14 protein-coding genes and 1 pseudogene are annotated in these 17,155 nt (G+C 71.0%); 5 read left to right on the forward strand and 10 right to left on the reverse strand.

All coding sequences use genetic code 11. The annotated features are described in order from the left end of the window. The 3 genes from D6270_RS13805 to D6270_RS13815 all read right to left on the reverse strand — a co-directional run bounded on the left by D6270_RS13805 (nucleotide 1) and on the right by D6270_RS13815 (nucleotide 1,685). Complete coding sequence (locus D6270_RS13805; protein WP_109165125.1) at nucleotides 1-210, reverse strand: helix-turn-helix domain-containing protein; 210 nt, start codon at nucleotides 208-210, stop codon at nucleotides 1-3. Continuing rightward, a complete protein-coding gene (locus tag D6270_RS13810) occupies nucleotides 210-707 on the reverse strand; it encodes a DUF2975 domain-containing protein (RefSeq protein WP_109165124.1) in 498 nt (165 codons plus the stop codon). The genes D6270_RS13805 and D6270_RS13810 overlap by 1 nt, the downstream gene beginning before the upstream one ends. 120 nt (nucleotides 708-827) lie before the next feature. Continuing rightward, on the reverse strand, nucleotides 828-1,685 hold the full coding sequence (locus tag D6270_RS13815; RefSeq protein ID WP_109165123.1) for an NPP1 family protein: 858 nt from the start codon (nucleotides 1,683-1,685) through the stop codon (nucleotides 828-830). A 207-nt stretch (nucleotides 1,686-1,892) separates the two neighbouring features. On the opposite strand from D6270_RS13815, the gene D6270_RS13820 reads away from it, so the two are divergent. From D6270_RS13820 to D6270_RS13830, 3 genes are read left to right on the forward strand one after another with little or no spacing between them, the layout of a single operon-like run. Next, complete coding sequence (locus tag D6270_RS13820; protein ID WP_109165122.1) at nucleotides 1,893-2,342, forward strand: hypothetical protein; 450 nt, start codon at nucleotides 1,893-1,895, stop codon at nucleotides 2,340-2,342. 30 nt (nucleotides 2,343-2,372) lie between these two features. Further along, the gene (locus tag D6270_RS13825; RefSeq protein ID WP_109165121.1) at nucleotides 2,373-4,559 is read left to right on the forward strand and encodes a hypothetical protein; all 2,187 of its coding nucleotides are present in this window, start codon (nucleotides 2,373-2,375) and stop codon (nucleotides 4,557-4,559) included. Nucleotides 4,560-4,567: 8 nt separating this feature from the next. Beyond that, entirely contained in the window at nucleotides 4,568-5,101 is a 534-nt protein-coding gene (locus D6270_RS13830) for a hypothetical protein (protein ID WP_109165120.1), read from the forward strand. 55 nt (nucleotides 5,102-5,156) lie between these two features. Here D6270_RS13830 and D6270_RS13835 read toward each other — a convergent pair whose 3' ends face one another. Continuing rightward, complete coding sequence (locus tag D6270_RS13835; protein ID WP_109165119.1) at nucleotides 5,157-7,745, reverse strand: bifunctional FO biosynthesis protein CofGH; 2,589 nt, start codon at nucleotides 7,743-7,745, stop codon at nucleotides 5,157-5,159. A gap of 149 nt (nucleotides 7,746-7,894) precedes the next feature. On the opposite strand from D6270_RS13835, the gene D6270_RS13840 reads away from it, so the two are divergent. Beyond that, on the forward strand, nucleotides 7,895-8,701 hold the full coding sequence (locus D6270_RS13840; protein ID WP_109165118.1) for an HAD family hydrolase: 807 nt from the start codon (nucleotides 7,895-7,897) through the stop codon (nucleotides 8,699-8,701). A 278-nt stretch (nucleotides 8,702-8,979) separates the two neighbouring features. Here D6270_RS13840 and D6270_RS13845 read toward each other — a convergent pair whose 3' ends face one another. From D6270_RS13845 to D6270_RS13855, 3 genes are all read right to left on the reverse strand, one after another. Next, complete coding sequence (locus D6270_RS13845) at nucleotides 8,980-10,113, reverse strand: PQQ-dependent sugar dehydrogenase (RefSeq protein ID WP_109165117.1); 1,134 nt, start codon at nucleotides 10,111-10,113, stop codon at nucleotides 8,980-8,982. 191 nt (nucleotides 10,114-10,304) lie between these two features. Then, nucleotides 10,305-11,789 carry a peptidoglycan D,D-transpeptidase FtsI family protein gene (locus tag D6270_RS13850; RefSeq protein WP_109165116.1) on the reverse strand — a complete coding sequence of 495 codons (1,485 nt, stop codon included), beginning with the start codon at nucleotides 11,787-11,789 and terminating at the stop codon, nucleotides 10,305-10,307. Between the two features lie 138 nt (nucleotides 11,790-11,927). Then, nucleotides 11,928-12,773: an LLM class F420-dependent oxidoreductase gene (locus tag D6270_RS13855; RefSeq protein WP_109167457.1), complete on the reverse strand. Its 846-nt coding sequence runs from the start codon at nucleotides 12,771-12,773 to the stop codon at nucleotides 11,928-11,930. Between the two features lie 150 nt (nucleotides 12,774-12,923). Between D6270_RS13855 and D6270_RS13860 the strand changes: the two are divergent. Beyond that, a pseudogene (locus D6270_RS13860) lies at nucleotides 12,924-13,378 on the forward strand (sel1 repeat family protein). 106 nt (nucleotides 13,379-13,484) lie between these two features. Here D6270_RS13860 and D6270_RS13865 read toward each other — a convergent pair. From D6270_RS13865 to D6270_RS13875, 3 genes are all read right to left on the reverse strand, one after another. Beyond that, nucleotides 13,485-13,700: a hypothetical protein gene (locus D6270_RS13865; protein ID WP_158650515.1), complete on the reverse strand. Its 216-nt coding sequence runs from the start codon at nucleotides 13,698-13,700 to the stop codon at nucleotides 13,485-13,487. Then, nucleotides 13,697-14,167 (reverse strand): hypothetical protein, encoded by a 471-nt coding sequence (locus D6270_RS32510; RefSeq protein WP_158650516.1) that lies wholly within the window; start codon nucleotides 14,165-14,167, stop codon nucleotides 13,697-13,699. Before D6270_RS32510 ends, D6270_RS13865 begins: the two co-directional genes overlap by 4 nt. 95 nt (nucleotides 14,168-14,262) lie before the next feature. Then, nucleotides 14,263-17,118 carry a GNAT family N-acetyltransferase gene (locus tag D6270_RS13875; RefSeq protein WP_391040328.1) on the reverse strand — a complete coding sequence of 952 codons (2,856 nt, stop codon included), beginning with the start codon at nucleotides 17,116-17,118 and terminating at the stop codon, nucleotides 14,263-14,265. Nucleotides 17,119-17,155: the final 37 nt, after the last annotated feature.

Consider the following 17,155-nt stretch of genomic DNA (forward strand, 5'->3'; position numbering starts at 1 on the left):
TCACTCGTCGGGGACGTACCGCAGCACGTCCCCCGGCTGGCACTCCAGTACGCGGCAGATCGCCGCCAGCGTCGCGAACCGCACCGCCTTCGCCCGGCCGTTCTTGAGGACGGCGATGTTGGCGGGCGTGATACCCACGGCGTCCGCGAACTCGCCTACCGACATGTGCCGTTCGGCGAGCAGCACGTCGATCTCGACGACGATCGCCATCAGATGACCTCGGCGAGCTCGGACCGCATGTCCATCGCCTTGCCGAGCAGCGTGCGCATGATGACCATGAGCATGGAGAACGCCGCCCCCACCGCCCCGCACGCCAGGGCGGCGAGCAGCGCACCCTCGACGTTCATCCCGTCGTCGGGTGACGGGATGGCGTCGAAGGCCAGGTGCACCGCCGCCCCCAGGGCGATCACGGTCGCCACCACGGCCGCACCGATGACGGTGTGGACCCAACGGAACGCGGAGCGCGTGAAGATGGCGTCCCGTTCGACCATCGAGAGCAGCATCCAGACCGCACCGAGGGCGACCTGCACGCAGGCGACGCCGAGGATCGACGCGACGGCGTACGGCAGGGCGTAGGGCTCGTACGGAGGGAAGAGGTCCACCTCGTCGGCGGCTGTCGTCGGGATGATGACGGCCTGGGCGAAGAGACCGAAGAGGACCGCTGCCGCGATGCCCATGCGGAGGATGGCCACCAGGAGACTGTGCATCTATCGAGTGTCGATCGATAGCTATCGAAAGTCAATAGGGTAGCGGGCGAGCCGCGCCCCCTCGCCGGCCGGAGCACGGAGCCCGGAGCACGGGCGGCGGCGAGGGGCTTCGGTCAGGGCTCAGGCCCAGGGATCGAACGGGATGCCGCCAGGCTTGGAGTTGTTGAGGAGGTTGCGGAAGCGGTCGTCCTTGTCGGTGACCTTGATGGTGGCGGCGCCGAAGTCGGCGTTCATGAGCTTGTCGCGCAGGGCGGTGGTGGGGAAGCCGTTCCAGTCGACGATCGGGGGGTAGCGCCAGTTGCCGTAGTGGTTCTCGGGCGGCTCGTCGTTGTTGTTGGCGAGGCGGAAGAAGTGCGTGCTGGGGCCGTCCTTGTGGTAGACGACCTTGGGGTGCGATCCGTCGAACCGCACCTGGGAGCGGGGATAGGTCTTGACCTTGCTGTGCTGGGTAGTGGAGACGTATTCCACTTGGTTCGAGGCCTGGTTGACCCAGGAGACGACGTGCTCGAAGTCGTGGCGGTGCCCGCCGAGGCCGCTGCCGTGGACGGCCTGGTCCTTCTCGAAGTAGCTCGCGTAGACGATGCCGCACCAGCCGTTGTTGCACTTGGAGCGGGCGTACGTCTGGGAGTTGTCCAGATCCCACTGGTCCCGGCAGCTCCCGTTGATGGCGCCGGTGGTCTTGAGCCCGGTCGCGAGGGTGCCGTCCGGACCGATGGCGGGGGTGGCGTAGCAGCCGTCTCCGTCGTAGTCGAAGGCGGGCGAGAAGCTCTGCTCGTACCCTCCGGCGTTCTGCGGGAGGTGCTGCGGCGGGTCGGCATGGGCGGCGGACGCGGTGCCGAGCACGAGGAGGCCGGCGGCGGCGAGGACGGTGGCAGTGCGGGTGGCCCGGCGGTTGCGCGGGTGAAGAGAGGCGTTCGCGGTCGTGTGCGCCTGGCGACGGACTTTGCCGGCGAATACCGGTATCGGCAGGGTTCGCATGTTTTCTCGCTCCTGTCTCAACAGCACGTGACGGCAGGGATGACCACCGCAAGAATTGCCCGGGTCATGACAGATAGAAACGGAAGACCGGCTCCCAGGTGCCCGCCCGGCACCCCTTCAGCAAACGATCAAGGAGCGAAGATAACGTGGAGCAAGAGGCAGCCTCACGGCGGAAGAAGAATCGGCGTACGGCTTCACGGAGGACCTATGGCGTGGGACGAGTGGGAGCAGGCGAAGGCCAGGGCGGGGCAGGATGCGTCCATGCGGCTGAACCAGGTCGCACCCGAAGGCAGCGGCGGGGGCGGCGGCCAGGGGGACCTGGTCGTCCACAACGACGTCCTGGGGGCGTTGGGCAACCTGGCGTACGGTCTGCGGCAGCAGTTCTCGACCGCGTCCGACCACGCCCGGCAGAACACCTTCGACGCGTCCGTCCAGCTCTTCAACGACGGACTGGACATGGGCTCCGCCCTGACCGAACTGCATGACGCCTGGATCACGAAGTCGGGAACGCTGAAGCAGGCCTGCGCGCACATCTCCAACCACCTCGACTACTCGCGCGCCGAGCGCGCGAAGGACGAGGTCAAGATCGCCACGGACCTGCGCACCGCCGACGGGGACGACCTCTCCGTCTCACGTATCCGCGACTACTACACGTAACCAGCACGGCGAACCACGGGGGCGAACGGCATGGTCACCTTCCAAGAGCTCAACGATCTGCGGCTGAGCCAGCTCCAGGCGGCGGTGACGGACTGGCAGACGATGATCGACAAGTTGGTCAAGGTGGCCGACGGCGGTGGCGGAGCGGTCAGCGCGGCGGACATGGACCGCAAGGCCAAGGCGGCCGACTGGAAGGGGCAGAACGCGACGGTGACCAAGGACTTCGTCACCGTCACGGCGCGGGAGTTCGGCGACGTCGTCACCGTCGCACGGAGCGTGCACACGATCCTGAGCGGCGCGCACACCAAACTGACCCAGCACAAGGGCGACTTGGCCGACGCGGTGAGCCGGGCCGCCAAGAAGAACATCTACGTGAACGACAAGGGCATGGTGAACGCCGCCGTCCCTTCGCCGCAGGCGGCCGGGGACGCGAAGATCGAACCGCCGACGCAGGCGGAGATCGACGCGGTGGCCAGGGAGATCAGCGCCATCCTGACCGCGGCGGCCGAGACCGACGGTACGGCCGCCACGGCGCTGCGCTTCCACGCCAAGGACAAGCACGGATTCGAGTCGAACGGCTTCAAGAGCTTCGACGCGGCGCAGAAGTCCATCGACGACTCAGACGAGCTCATCGCCCTCGGCAAGCTGGACCCCAGCAAGATCACCAACGAGCAGCTGGAGCGCTTCAACACCCTGCTGAAGGCCCACCCGAACGACCCCGTCCTCGCCGAGCGCGTGGCCCTCGGCCTCGGCCCGGAAGGGACGCTGAAGTTCTTCGCCGGGGCCGTGGACCTGGACAGCTGGGAGAACCGCGACGGCGGTACCGCCGGCACGCGGGAGGACCGCGAGAAGCGCATGGAGCTGCTCGGCACGCTGGAGGAGCAGCTCGGCACCACGTTGGCCACCGCATCCCACTCCACCAGCGAGGGCATGGAGGCGTGGAAGGAGCGGGTCGTCGCCCTCGGCGGCGAGGACGTCGGCAACGGCAAGGGCACCGGCCAGACCCGCGTCCACGGGTTCCAGGCGATGAGCAACCTCATGCGCCACGGCACGTACGAGGGCGGCTTCCTCAACGACTACGGCAACGCGCTCGTCTCGTTCGAGAAGGAGAACACCGGGGACGTCAAGGACCCGGGACCCGGCGGCAAGCGCCGTGAGGACGTGCTGCCCTGGGACAGGCTCCCGTCATACGCGAAGATCGACCAGCTCCACTACGGCGACACCAACGACGCGGGTACGGATCCGATGACCGGGTTCATGAAGGCCCTGGCCCACAACCCCGAAGCGGCAACGGACTTCTTCAGCTCGACCGACCCGCAGGACAACGCCCAGCACGTCCTCAAGGACCGCAAGCCCTTCAACGACGTGGTGCCCGATTCCCTGGGGTACGGGAAGTCCGCGAGCGATTACACGGGCCCGAACGCGAGCTACGAGGCGACCGGTGACGCCCTCGTCGCAGCCGCGACCGGGGTCGACCCGGACGACAGGTCCGCGCGGCCGGTCGAGCACACCGGAGCGCACCGGCAGGTGCTCGACAGCTCGCTCAAGTACCTCGCGGAGCGGGGCGACGACTTCCCCGCGGAGCTACGGGACGACATGGCCATCGTCCTGACGAACCACGGGGACGTGGTGCACCACTCCACCAGTGCGCTGGCCGATGACCCGAAGGACGCGAGACTGCTGGACCGGGACCAGCTGCTGGAGGTCTCCAAGCAGATCTCCCGCGATCAGAACGCCTACGGCATGCTCAACGAGGGATTGAACCGGGAGATCGTCAGGGACATCCACGAGGACAGCCCGAAGGACCCCAAGGAGACGCTGCTACGCGGGGGCGCCACCGTCGGTTTCCTGGAACAGGCCCGCTACCAGGCCCTGGTGATGGACAAGGACGATCCCGCTTGGGATGCGAAGTGGCTCTACCACGGATTCGGCAGCATCGCGAACTTCGTACCGGGAGTCGGCGACATCGCCCAGCGGGGGATCGACGCGGTGGCCTACGAATGGCAGACGCAGGAACAGAAGCGGATCGACGCCGTTCACGTGCAGGACAACAAGGAAGTCTTCCAGGGCAGGGAGCAGCAGTTGCAGGCGCTTGCCGACGAGTGGGCCAAGGCGAACCCCGGCCACTCCAACACTCGCTACACGCTCACGACCGAGATCAACGGTGCGGCGTACGACGGGAACAACCGCGCCAGCGGTCTGGCGGGCGGAGGGTGATGAGATCGATGAGGAAGAACGTCCTGCGGTCGGTGGGCGGCACTGTGCTGCTCGTCGCGCTGTTCGTGGGGGCCACCGGTTGCGGCGAACCCGAGGCCTTCAAGATCTCGGAGGCCTGCGGCACAGAGTTCGACCCCGAACTGATCGGCCGGCTCCTGCCCAGGGGCGATGACCTGAAGTCCGACGGCGCCTTCTCGGAACCGAAGCAGTTCCGCTGCGAGTTCGCGGTCGATGGGCAGGAACAGGTCGGATTGCGAGGGGACGTGGTCGAGCCGTTCGTCAAGCCCTTGGAAGTCAAGAAGTCGGTCATGCTGCGGCTGGGCAATCCGGCACCGGCCGACATCGGCGACGGTGCCACCATCGCGGACCACGGGGCAATGGCCCTGCAGGCGTGCACGTACAAGGGCGAGAAGATGCAGTACGTACTGTCCATCGACGGCGTGGAGGACCCCAAGGACACCGCAGAACGCCGTCGCCTGCTCGAAGGGTTCCTGCGCTCCCAACTGCCGATCGCCATGGAGGCCGAGGGCTGCCGCTCGTGACCCCCAGGCGTGGGTGCAGGAGCCCAAGCCCCTGCACCCTCCCCTCCCCCACCCCTCAGCTCGGCACCACCGGCAGCAGCTCCGGCAGGTGCCCGTCCGAAGCCGTGGCCGCCGCGACGCGTTCGGCCGGGACCTCGCCGTACAGCGTCGTACGGGGGCGGGACGGGCGGCCCGCCAGTTCGGCGATCGCCTTCAGATCCTGGATGGAGCGGTACGAGCCGTAACTCGACCCCGCCATACGGGAGATGGTCTCCTCCATCAGCGTGCCGCCCAGGTCGTTCGCGCCCGAGCGCAGCATCTCCGCCGCGCCCTCCGTGCCGAGCTTCACCCAGCTCGTCTGGATGTTGGTGATGTGCGGGTGGAGGAGCAGCCGCGCCATGGCCGTGACCGCGCGGTTGTCGCGGTCGGTCGGGCCCGGGCGGGCGATGCCGGCCAGGTAGACCGGGGCGTTGGTGTGGATGAAGGGGAGGGTGACGAACTCCGTCAACCCGCCGGTCTCCTGCTGGAGTCGGGAGAGCGTACGGAAGTGGCCCAGCCAGTGGCGGGGCTGGTCCACGTGCCCGTACATCATCGTCGAGGACGACCGCAGGCCCACCTCGTGCGCGGTCCTGATGACTTCCAGCCAGGTGGCCGTGGGGAGTTTGCCCTTGGTGAGGACCCAGCGGACCTCGTCGTCCAGGATCTCCGCCGCCGTACCGGGGATCGAGTCGAGTCCCGCCTCCTTGGCCGCCGTCAGCCAGTCGCGGATCGACATGCCGGTGCGGGTCGCACCGTTGACGACCTCCATGGGCGAGAAGGCGTGCACATGCATGCCCGGGACGCGCTCCTTCACCGCCCGCGCGATGTCGAAGTACGCCGTCCCGGGCAGATCCGGGTGGATGCCGCCCTGCATGCAGACCTCGACCGCGCCCACGTCCCACGCCTGCGCGGCCCGGTCCGCGACCTGGTCCAGGGAGAGCGTGTACGCGTCGGCGTCCGTGCGGCGCTGGGCGAAGGCGCAGAAGCGGCAGCCGGTGTAGCAGACGTTGGTGAAGTTGATGTTCCGCGTGACGATGTACGTGACGTCGTCGCCGACCACGTCCCGGCGCAGCGCGTCCGCGATCCGGCACAGCTCGTCCAGCGCCGGGCCGTCCGCGTGGAGCAGGGCGAGGGCCTGGTCGTCGGTGAGCTTCGTCGGGTCGTCGGCGGCCTGGCTGAGCGCCTGGCGTACGTCGGCGTCGATGCGGGACGGGACCATGCCGGGGGCCGCCGCCTCACGGAGCGCCTCCCAGTCCCCGTACACCTCGTCGAAGTCGTTACGCCGGTCGCCGGTGCGGCCTTCGGTGTCGATGGTGGCGTGGAGGTCGGTGCGGCCGGAGGAGGTGAAGCCCTCGTCCGGCTCCTGCCAGGGCAGCCCGACAGGGAGTGCCCCTTCGCGGGCGAGACCCGTCTCCGGGTCGGCCAGGGCGCGGACGTGCGGGAGGAGGCGGGGGTCGAGCCAGGGCTCCCCTCGCTGGATGAACTCCGGGTAGATGGTGAGGCGTTCGCGGAGCGTGAAGCCCGAGTCCGCTGTCTTCTGCGCCAGTTCGTCGATGTGCGGCCAGGGGCGTTCCGGGTTGACGTGGTCGGGGGTCAGCGGCGAGACCCCGCCCCAGTCGTCGATGCCCGCGCCGATGAGCAGCGCGTACTCGGCGTCCACCAGGTTCGGCGGGGCCTGGATGCGGGCCGAGGGGCCGAGGATGTGCCGGGCCACCGCGATGGCGGCGGCCAGCTCCTCCAGCTCCGCGTCGGGCATCCCGCGCATCGCCGTGTCCGGCTTGGCGCGGAAGTTCTGCACGATGACTTCCTGGATGCCGTGGTAGGCGCGGGCCGTCTTGCGCAGCTCGAAGAGGGAGTCGGCGCGCTCCTCGTACGACTCGCCGATGCCGATCAGGATGCCGGTGGTGAAGGGGACGTTGGAGCGGCCCGCGTCTTCGAGTACGCGCAGCCGTACGGCCGGTTCCTTGTCCGGGGAGCCGTGGTGCGGGCCGCCCGGCTCGGACCAGAGGCGGGTCGCCGTCGTCTCCAGCATCATCCCCATGGAGGGGGCGACGGGCTTGAGGCGCTGGAGGTCGGTCCAGGTCATGACGCCCGGGTTGAGGTGGGGCAGCAGGCCCGTCTCCTCCAGGACCCGGATCGCCATGGCCCGTACGTACGCGAGGGTGTCGTCGTACCCCTCCGCCTCCAGCCACTCCCGTGCCTCGGGCCAGCGGTCCTCGGGACGGTCGCCGAGCGTGAACAGGGCTTCCTTGCACCCCATCGCCGCGCCCTCACGGGCGATCTTCAGCACCTCGTCGGGCGAGAGGAACATCCCGTGGCCCGCGCGGCGGAGCTTGCCGGGGACGGTGACGAAGGTGCAGTAGTGACACCTGTCACGGCAGAGGCGGGTGAGCGGGATGAAGACCTTGCGCGAGTACGTGATCACGCCCGGCCGGCCCGCCGCTTCAAGGCCCGCGTCCCGGACGCGGGCGGCGGAGGCCGCGAGGTCCGTCAGATCGTCGCCGCGCGCCTGGAGCAGGACGGCGGCCTCGGTGATGTCGAGGGCGACACCGTCACGGGCACGTTTCAGCGCGCGCCGCATGGCGTTGGAGGTGGGGCGTCCGCTCTGAGGATCAGGATCGGTCATGAACCGAGCATACGAGCGAGGCGCCCGCACGTGACCAGGGCCCGGGGCCTCCCTGCGCAGGCCACGGGGTGCTCCTGGTCACTCGTGCGGGCCGACTCACCGAATGAGCGCCCTGCCACGGCATCCTCACGCCTAGTGTCGGCACGATGATGGAAACGATCGTGCTCGGCATCGGCGAAACCCTCGTACGCGACGACCGCCACTGGGCGTCCTGGGCCAACTGGCTCGGCGTGCCCGCGCACACGCTCAGCGCGCTGGTGGGCGCGGCGGTCGCCCAGGGCCGCGAGGCGACGGACGCGCTGCGGGTGCTGCGGCCGGACATGGACGTCGAGGAGGCCTACCGCGCCCGGGCGGCCGCCGGGCGCGGGGAGCACCTCGACGAGTCGGACCTCTACCCGGACGTACGGCCGGCGCTGGCGGAGCTGCGGGCGGCGGGGGTACGGGTGGTCGTGGCGGGGAACGGGACGGTGCGGGCCGGGGAGCTGCTGCGGGCGCTGGACCTGCCGGCGGACCTGGTGGTGACCTCGGACGAGTGGGGCGTACGGAAGCCGGACCCGGCGTTCTTCGCACGGGTGGTGGAGGCGTCGGAGGCGGAGCCGGGGGCGACGCTGTACGTGGGCGACCACCCGGCGGACGACCTGTTTCCCGCCGCGGCGGCGGGGCTGCGGACGGCGCATCTGCGGCGGGGGGCGTACGGGCACTGGTGGGCGGAGCATCCGGATGTCGTGGGAACGGCGGACTTCCGGGTCAACGCGTTGACGGAGCTGGTGGGGGTGGCGGGAGCCGCGCCGGGCCGCCCGACGCCCGGGGACCTTGGCCCGGCCCGTCCGGCGCCGGAGGGCCGTCCCCCCGAGGGCGTGAGCGGGCCCCACCCGGCCCGTCCGGCGTCTGAGGACGGGAGCGGGGCGGTGGGTTCCGGGCGCGCTGCGAAGGTCTCGTACCTCAGGGGCCTCTGAGCCCCGGGCCCACCCCAGCAAGGCTTCCGTCCTCAAACGCCGGACGGGCTGGAATGGGCCCCGATCCGTCCTCAGTCGTCGGCGTCGGCGTCGGCGGGGCGGAATGGGCCCGGGTCCGTCCTCAAACGCCGGGATCGGCGGGCTGGAATGGGCCCGGTCCCCGCCCTCAAACGCCGGGCTCGACAGGGCGGAAGGGCCCCGGGCCCCTCCACAGACACCGGATGGGCTGAAGGGATGGGCCGGACGGGCCGAAAGGACGGGCCCGCAGGCTCAGCCCTCTACGCCGGGTCTATCCGCGAGATCGTGCCGCCGATAGCGAGCACGTACAGCTCCCCGTCACCCGCCTCCACGAACGAGATCACCTCGCCGCCCTGGACGCCCAGGTCGCCCTCGTCCGTCACCTCGCCGTTCTCGATGGTCAGCGTGCGGAGCGTGCCGTCGCAGTAGTCGCTGTAGACGTAGCTCCCCGCGAGGGCGGTGATCGCCTCGCCCCGGTAGACGAAGCCGCCCGTCACCGAGCAGCCCAGGCCGCTGCGGTCGTACTCGTGGACCGGCGGCACGTGGTTCGCCGGCTCCGTGCCGCCGCGGAACGGGTGGTTGCCCTCCATCGAGGACCAGCCGTAGTTCTCACCGCCCTTGCTGCTCGCGGGGGCCCAGTCGATCTCCTCCCACTCGCTCTGGCCCACGTCGCCGATGAGCAGGTCGCCCGTGCCCGCGTCGAACGAGAAGCGCCACGGGTTGCGGAGCCCGTACGCCCAGATCTCGTCCTTCGCGCCCTCTTCCGCCACGAACGGGTTGTCGGACGGGATGGCGTACGGCTCCCCGCCGCTCGGGTCGATGCGGAGCAGCTTGCCGAGCAGTGTGTCGAGGTTCTGGCCGTTGCCGTGCGGGTCGCCGCCCGAGCCGCCGTCGCCGAACGCGATGTAGAGGTAGCCGTCGGGGCCGAACTTGATGTCGCCGCCGTTGTGGTTCGGGTACGGCTGCTCCTGGGTGAGAACCGTCCGCCGTGTGTCGGGCTGGAGTTCTCCGCCCTGCACCGCGAACTCGTCGATGGTGCTGGTGCCTTCGAGATCCGTGTACGAGATGTAGAAGTGCGCGAACTCCGGGTCGAACGCCACGCCCAGCAGGCCGCGTTCGCCGTCGGTGGTGGTCTCGTCGGAGATGTCGAGGACCGGGGCGCCCAGGCCGTCCTCACCCAGCACCCTTACCGTGCCTGCGCGTTCGGCTATCCAGACCTTGCCGTCCGGGCCGGCCGCGCCCGCGGAGGGGCCCTGCGCCTTGGCCACTTCCGTCAGGACGACCTCCGCCGAGGGGGCGGTCGGGGGCTCGTCGGCCGATGCCGTGGTCAGCGTGAGGGATGCTGCGAGGAACAGTGCGCCGATGAGCGCCGAGCTTCTGGTGCGAACTTTCACCGTGGCCTCCTGGAGGCGGCGAGTGGGGGAGTTCACCCTGGCTGCTCGGGGCAGAGTTCGGTGGGGGTGCCCGCGCCAGCATGCAACCGGGGTGGGGGGCGTGTGCCACTGGCTACGGATGAGGGTACGGGGGCTGGAGTGCGTTGGCCTAGGCCAACGCACGGACCAATTCAAGCCCCTTGCGCCCTACTTCACTTCCCCAGCGCCGCCTCCATGACCTTCTTCGCGATCGGCGCGCCGAGGCGGCCACCGGAGATGTCCGAGCGGGAGATGTCCATGTCCGTCGGGTCGATGAAGACCGCGACGGCGACCGAACGCCCGTCGTCCGCCTTGCCGTAGCTGACGAACCATCCGTACGGGACCTCGTCGCGCACGTTCACCCCGCGCTGGGCGGTGCCCGTCTTGCCGCCGACCGTCACACCGTCGATCAGGGCGCGCTGCGCGCTGCCCTCCTTCGCGGTGTGTTCCATCATCTCCTGGACCTTCTTCGCCGTCTCGGGCGAGACGGCCTGGCTCATCTCCGCCGGTTCGTTCTTCTCCAGCATGGAGAGGTCCGGGCCGCGCAGCTCCTCCACGATGTACGGCTGCATCAGCTTGCCGTCGTTGGCGAGGGCCGCCGTCACCATCGCCATCTGCATCGGGGTGCTCGTCAGGCTGCCCTGGCCCATACCGGTGAGAGCCGTCCCGGGCTTGTCCAGCTTCGGCGGGTAGAGGCTCTTCGTGGCGAGCATGTCGCCGAACTCCTCGGCGTACACGTCCTCGTTGAAGCCGAACTTCTCGGCCGTCTCCCGCATCCGGTCCTCGCCCAGCTCGGCCGCCGCGTCGAGGAAGACGTTGTTGCAGGAATACTGCATGGCGGTCTTCATCGACGCCTTGTCGCAGACCGCGTCCCCCGCCTCGCTGCCGATCTTGTTCCGGGAGAGCGGCAGCGGATACGGCGAGACCGCCTTCGTCGGGGCGTCCACGTCCGAGACCACCCCGTGCTCCAGCGCCGCCGCCGCGGTGAGGATCTTGAAGGTGGAGCCGGGCGGGAACGTCTCACGCAGCGGCCGGTTGGCCAGCGGCTTGCCCTTGTCCTCCAGGAGGGACTTGAAGCGGTCGCTCTCCTTGAACGAGATCCCGGCGAAGACCTCCGGGTTGTACGAGGGTGTGGAGACCAGCGCCAGCACCTTCCCCGTACGCGGATCGAGGGCGACGACCGCGCCCCGGGCGCCCAGGTCGGTCAGCCCCTGGTAGCCGGCCTTCTGCGCCTTGGCGTCGATCGTGGTGATCACGTTGCCGCCGCGCCTCGGCTGCCCGGTGAGGACGTCCTTGGCGTGCCGGAAGGCGAAGCGGTCGTCCTGGCCGCTGAGGACGCTGTCGTACGTCCGCTCCAGCAGCGAGGTGCCCTGGGCCTGGGAGGCGTAACCGGTGACGGGCGCGTACATCGGGCCCTCCTTCCAGGTGCGCCGGAAGGTGTAGTCCCTGCTGGCCGTCTCCTTCGAGCCGGTGATCGCCTTGCCGCCGACGATGATGTCGCCGCGCGGGGAGGAGAACCGCTCAAACCGGACCCGGGCGTTCTTCTCGTGCTGGGACAGCTCCACGCGGTCGACCTGCTGCAGCCAGTTCGCCCGCAGCAGCAGCCCCAGCATCAGCAGCCCGCAGAAGATGGCTATGTGCCGCAACGGCCTGTTCATTCCACTCCCCACCCAGGCGGGTCCACCGCCCGCACGCACGAAAGCGCGTGCGGACCGTGCCCGCGTATGCGATCCCTGAGGGTAAGGATGCCCTGCCGACGCCCCCGGTTGCACGGGGCGGGACCGGGAAAGGAAGGCTCAGAGGTACGCCGCGTACCCGTCCAGGACCCGCAGCACCTCCCGCTCCCCCGCCGGGGGCAGCTGGAGCACGACCTCCTCGATGCCCAGCTCCGCGTAGTGGGCGAGCTTCCCCGGATCGGGGAGCACGGCGTACGGCACCACCTGGAGCCCCTTCGGGTCGCGCCCCGCCGCCTCCCAGGCCGCCCGCAGCTTCGGGACGGACTCCGTCAGGCCCCGGCCGCCGATGGGCAGCCAGCCGTCCGCGTGCTCCGCGATCGCCGCGAACAGCTTCGGGCCCGCCCCACCGCCGATCAGCGTGCGCGGGCCGACCACCGGGCCGCGCGGCGCCTGCACCGGCTTCGGGAACGCGAAGCTCGCCTGGACCGACCCGAACTCCCCTTCGTACGCCGTCGGTTCCGCCGACCACAGCGCCCGCATCAGCGCCATCCGGTCGCGCGCCAGCTCCCGGCGCGCGGACCACTCGACCCCGTGGTCGGCGGCCTCCTCCACGTTCCAGCCGTAGCCGACGCCGAGCGTGAACCGGCCGTCGGAGAGGTGGTCCAGGGTCGCCACCTGCTTGGCCAGGTCGACCGGGTCGTGCTGGGCGACCAGCGTGATCCCGGTGCCGAGCCCGATCCGTTCGGTGACGGCCGCCGCCTGGCCGAGCGCCACGAAGGGGTCCAGGGTCCGGCCGTACTCGCGGGGGAGGTCACCGCCCGCCGGGTAGGGGGTGCGGCGGCTCACCGGGATGTGGGTGTGTTCGGGCAGGTAGAGACCCGCGAACCCGCGCTGCTCCAGCTCGCGCGCCAGCCTCACGGGTGTCACCGTCTCGTCGGTGAGGAAGATCGTTGTGGCGATCCGCATCGAGAGCACCTCCGTCGTCCGTGCGTCGTCCGTGCGAAGGGCCAAGGTAAGCCGTGCGTCGGTGAAATCCGAGACCATGTCGCCCATAGCCTGAGGCCACGGTGGCCGGCCGCCCGCCGGCGGGCCGCGGGGAAAGGACGTGGGATGGGGATGGGACTGGGGTTCTTCCTGCTGCCCGCAGGTGGGGTGCTGAGCCTGACCGGCGTGTTCCTGGGCAACGACACGCTGATCAACCTGAGCTGGATCATGTGGGTGGCCGGTGTCCTGCTGCTGATCGCCCAGCGCTACCGCCGCCCGCCGGACCCCCGCGAGCTGGCCACCGCCGCTGCCGCCGGGGACGCCCGGGCGGTGCGGGGGCTGCGGACGCTCGCCCTGGACGCGCGGAGCCAGGGGCGGCCGGACGCGGCGGAGCGGATGCTGCGGCAGGCGGTGCGGGCCGGGGACGTGGAGTCGATGTGGGAGCTGGGCCGGCTGGTCCAGGAGCGCGAGGGCTGGCGGAGGCGGAGCCGTGGTTCCGGATGGCAGCCGGGCGCGGCCATGTGGTGGCGCGGCGGCTGTTCCGGGAGGGCGGCGAGCTGAACCCGGACGGGACGAGCCCCCTGTAGCCGCGCGTGCGGTGCAGAGGGCTCGCGCCTCGATGGCAGGGGTTCCGGAGGTCAGAACTTGCCGTGCGGCCCGTCAGGTCCGCCTCCGTGCACAGGACCGAGCCGATCAGGCAGGGCAGGCGCCGAGACCCTTGCGGAATGGGTTGGCGGCGTGCATGACGAACCGGATGCCCACGGAGTTCTTGCCCGACCCCAGCTTCTTGGCGGTCATGTGCTTGTCCGTGGCCGTCTTCGTGGCGACCTTCTTGCCGGCCGACTTCCTGTGGACGTGGGTGGGCCTGACGGACTTGTTGCCCACCACCTTCTTGTTGCTCCACGTCACCGTGGCGTGCAGGGCCGCGCGGTAATTGTCCGACTTCCGGTCGAACTTGGAGCGGCCGTCGCCGCCGTACTGGTAGCCCTGGGTGTAGTCGCAGCCGGCCGGCGGGGCGTCCACCTTCTCGAAACCTTCCAGGACAGCTCCACGAAGCCCTGGCCGGCCGCGGCGGTGATGCCCTCGCCGGCCGAGGAGGTGTCGACGACCGCGGTCTCGCCGGAGACGGCCCGTACGACGCCGAGGCCCTGGGCCTCAAGGGCCTTGCCCTGGGCGCCGCCCGCGCCGAAGCCGGTCACGTCCTTCAGCCCGCCGTACGACTTGGCGGAGAGCTGCGACACGGCGAACGCCGGTGCGGTCCGGTCGGAGGAGACCGTGGAGCCCGAGGCGAGAGCGGTCTCCTGGAATCCGCCCGCGACGAGCGCGAACGGCGTCACGGAAAGGGCGGTCACCTTGGCGAGACGCGAGAACTGCATGTATTCCCCCTCATCCCCGACACGCCCGGAACGGCCCATGAGCCCCTAGGCACGCAGGGCGCAAGGGCACAGGGACAGCGCTCGGCGCTCGGCCATCAGGCCAGGCTCAGCGCCACCGCCCGCGACAGGAACGCCAGCCGGGCCGTCTTCTCCGGCTTCTCGATCTCCGGGCCCAGCTCGAACCCGATCCGCACCATCCGGGCGATCGCCCTCTCGTTGCGGGCGTCGGGCTCCACGACGACCCGCAGGTGCGCCGGGTCGCTGAAGACATAGGCGACGAAGGCGGTGAGCAGGGTGTCGGTGTACCCCTTCACCGCCCCGTCGCCCTCGGCGGGCGCGATCAGCAGGTGGATACCGAGGTCGCCCGGCCGGACGTCGTAGCACTCGCCCACCGGGTCGGCGTCCGGTTCGTACGTCTGGAGGAGCGCGGCCGGGGCGCCGTCGCGCAGCGCCAGGTAGGCGTGGTGGGTGGGGAGCGAGTCGACGAACTCGTAGATCTCCCGGACCTGTTCGCGGGTGTGGTCGGCCATGCCCCAGAACCGGGCGCGCTCCTCGGTGACCCACCGGTGCAGCAGCTCGGCGTCGGCCGCCGGGTCGACCGGGACCATGCGGACCACGCCGAAGCCCTCGACCTTCTGTTCGTGGACGGCGGGGCGCAGGGCGGGGTTCATGGTGGTGCTCTCCTCGGTACGGAGTCCGGCAGGGGGTTCGATGCGGGGTGCGGTACGGAGTCCGGTACGGCGTTCGGTGCGGTGCAGCAGGCTCCAGTCGGTGACCACCGGGGACAGCCGGCCGCTCGCCCACAGTTCGCTCTGGTCGCGGTGGTGGGCGGAGCCCGGCACTCCGGACGCGCCGAACGGCACCACCCAGAGGCTGTCCTCGCGGCGGGCCAGGTCCCAGACGTACCGGGCGGCGGGGCCCCGGGCGAAGAGGTCGGTGATGCCGGGGACGCTGGAGGTGGAGAGCACGCAGTCGTGGTCGCCCCCGAGCCCCGGCCACTCCTCCTCGGGCGTCGCGTCCGGCAGCGCCCGCCAGGGGGAGACCCGGTGGACCTGACCCCAAGGGCTCTCCGCGTGCGTGGCGGCCACCGCTTCGGCCGAGGCGGCGACGATCGCCAACCGGTCCTCGTACGGCAGGAGTCCGACGGTCAGCAGGGTCTCCAGGGCGTAGCCGATCCGGGATACGGCGGCGAGCCAGGGGCGGAAGAGGGGCGGGTACGCGGCGGAGCGCCCGGGGTCGGCGTCGCCCGTGACGGCCCGCAGGGCGGGGTGGGCGGCCAGCCGGTGGACGACGTCCGCGCGCAGCCGGGAGTAGAGGGTGGCGTCGGTGCTGTCCGCCTCCATGTGGCGGTCCCAGCGCAGCAGCCGGTCCCGGAGGCGTTCGGCCTCGGGGCCGAGGCCGGGGGCCCAGGCGAGCAGGGAGAGGAGCCGGCGGGAGGAGGCGAGGCGGGTGTCGGTGTGGACGGCGGCCATGTCGGCGGCCGACCAGGGCGGGCCGGTGAGCCCGCTCGCGCCCTCACCCGGGGGTACGCCGAGCAACTCCCGTATGCGGTGGGCCCGGTGCGGGGGTGCGAACTCGATGCCGAGCGGGGCGGCGAGGCCCCGCTCGTTGGCCATCACGGCGGTGCCGGTGGCGGAGTCGACCTCGGTACGGGGCGTGGGCTCGGCGCCCTCGCGCCAGGCGTACGCGGGATCGTGCGCGGGGACGACCCGGAGCCGGTTCTCGTAGGGGCGTACGGGGACGTGTCCGGCGACCCGGTGCAGGGTGGCCCCGGTGGTGTCGGCGGCCAGGACCACGTTGACGGGTTCGACCCAGCCGTCGAGGGCGGTGTCGAGATCGGCGACCGTACGGGCCCGGAGCAGCGCGGGCAGCACGTCGAAACCGAGGTCGCCCCTGACGCGGGGCGGGTGGCGGAGGCTGATGACGGGCGCGTCCGCGACCTCGTCCCCGGCCTCACCGGTCACGTCCCCGATGATCACCGGCCCCCGGTCCGTCTCCACGACCTCGACCGTCACCGGCTCTCCCCCGGCCACCTCGACGGCCTCCGTGTGGGCGTGGACCCGGTACCAGCCGTCCGGCCCGAGCGCCTCCACCCCGCCGTCCGCCGTGCGACGCAGCCGCTCCCGGTAGAGGTCCTGGTAGTCGGCCATCGCGTTGGTGATCGCCCAGGCGACGCCCCCCGCGTGCCCGAAGTGGGCGATGCCCGGCACACCGGGGACGGCGAGGCCCAGCACGTCGAACTCGGGGCAGGCGAGACGGAGTTGCTGGTAGACGCCCGGGGCCTCGATGAAGCGGTGCGGGTCGCCCGCGATGACCGGGGCCCCGGTGGTGGTGCGGGCGCCGGTGAGCAGCCAGCCGTTGGAGCCGGAGGTGCCGGGGCCGTCGGTGGCGAAGAGGGTCGCGCGGTCGTCGCCGAGCCTGCGGGCGACCTCCTCGCGCCAGAGTTTGGTGGGGAACCCGGCGAAGAGGACGTGCGTGGAGAGCCAGACGCCGAGCGGGGTCCAGGGCTCCCAGCGGCCCGGAGCGAGCCCGGCGGCGGCGAACTCCGGTGCACGGGAGGCCCCTTCGGCAAGCCCCGCGTTGACCCCGTCGACGTACGCGTCCACCCAGGCGGCGGTCTCGGGCGCGAGCCGCCGGTAGCAGCGGCGGGCGGTGTCGGCGAGCCGGGCCCGCCGGGCGAACCGGTCCCAGTCGAGGGCCTCGGCACCGAGGTACGCGGCGGTCGTGCCGAGCAGCCGGTGGCGCTCGGTCTCCAGCTGCCAGGCACGGTCCAGGGCGGCGTTGTGGCCCTGCGCCCGGGCGAGGGCGAGCGCGCTGCCGGCCTTCAGGTGGGGTATCCCCCGGTCGTCCCGGAAGACCTCGAAGCCCTCGCAGTCCTCGAAGTCCTCGTGGGGCCCGGAGCCGCCCTCGGCGCCCGCACCCGGTCTCTCGGTGTCGACATCGGCGGTCATCGTCTGGCCCATCCCCTGCTCCGGTGGTTTTCAGCCA

Source organism: Streptomyces griseus subsp. griseus, assembly GCF_003610995.1.
In the GTDB taxonomy this organism is placed as follows: domain Bacteria; phylum Actinomycetota; class Actinomycetes; order Streptomycetales; family Streptomycetaceae; genus Streptomyces.